Raw genomic sequence first — 1,154 nt, 5'->3', positions numbered from 1 at the left:
CCTGAGATTACCATTCTTTGTACTTCGCTTGTTCCTTCGTAGATTTCTGTTATTTTTGCGTCTCTCATCATTCTCTCTACTGGGTAGTCTCTTGTGTAGCCGTAGCCTCCGAATAGTTGTACGCATTTTGTTGTTACTTTCATTGCTGTTTCTGCTGCAAATAGTTTTGCGTGTGCTGCTGCTACTGTGTATGTCTGTCCTGCGTCTTTGGTTGCTGCTGCTCTATATACTAGTAGTCTTGCTGCTTCTACGGCGTTTGCTAGGTCTGCTAGTTGGAATTGTGTGTTTTGGAATTGGCTTATTGTTCTTCCGAATTGTTTTCTTTCTTTTACGTAGCTTATTGTTTCGTCTAGTGCTCCTGCTGCTATTCCGAGTGCTTGGGCTGCTATTCCTATTCTTCCGCCATCTAATGTGTTCATTGCTATTTTAAAGCCTTTTCCTTCTTGGCCTAGTAGGTTTTCTTCTGGTACTTCTACGTCTTCGAATATTAGTTCGCAGGTTGCTGAGCCTCTTATTCCCATTTTCTTTTCGTGAGGTCCGAAGCTGAAGCCTTTTGTTCCTTTTTCTACTATGAAGGCTGATATTCCTTTTGTTCCTTTGCTTTTGTCTGTCATGGCAAATACTACGTAGGTGTCTGCTTCTCCTCCGTTGGTGATAAATACTTTGCTTCCGTTTAGGATGTATTTATCTCCTTGTTTTACTGCCATTGTTTGTTGCATACTTGCGTCTGTTCCTGCGTTTGGTTCTGTTAGTCCGAATGCTCCTAGTTTTTTCCCTGACGCTAAATCTTTCAGGTATTTTTGTTTTTGCTGTTCTGTTCCGAAGTGTTCTATTGGGTATGTGCCTAGGCTTGTGTGCGCGGATAGTATTACTCCTGTTGTTGCGCATACTTTTGATAGTTCTTCTACTGCCATTATGTAGCCTAGCGTGTCTCCTCCTTCGCCTCCGTATTCTTTGGCAAATGGTATTCCCATAAAGCCTGCTTTTACCATTTTGTCTACGTTCTTTCTTGGAAATTCTTCTGTTTCGTCTACTTCTGCTGCAAATGGTTTGATTTCTTTTTCTGCAAATTCTTTATACATTTGCTGTAATAGTTGGTGTTGTTTTGATAGTCCAAATTCCATTTTTTTCCTCCTTAGGGGTTTTGGTTTTTA

Annotated in this window: 1 protein-coding gene; it reads right to left on the bottom strand. The window is 40.9% G+C overall.

Annotated features, from left to right (window positions below):
• On the bottom strand, positions 1-1,124 hold a 1,124-nt coding region (locus tag BBG48_RS10740), incomplete at its 3' end, for an acyl-CoA dehydrogenase (RefSeq protein WP_068913067.1).
• Positions 1,125-1,154 lie beyond the last annotated feature (30 nt).

The sequence above is a fragment of the Criibacterium bergeronii genome, assembly GCF_001693775.2.
GTDB lineage: Bacteria > Bacillota > Clostridia > Peptostreptococcales > Filifactoraceae > Peptoanaerobacter > Peptoanaerobacter bergeronii.
This window is presented reverse-complemented; position numbering and strand designations above follow the sequence as displayed.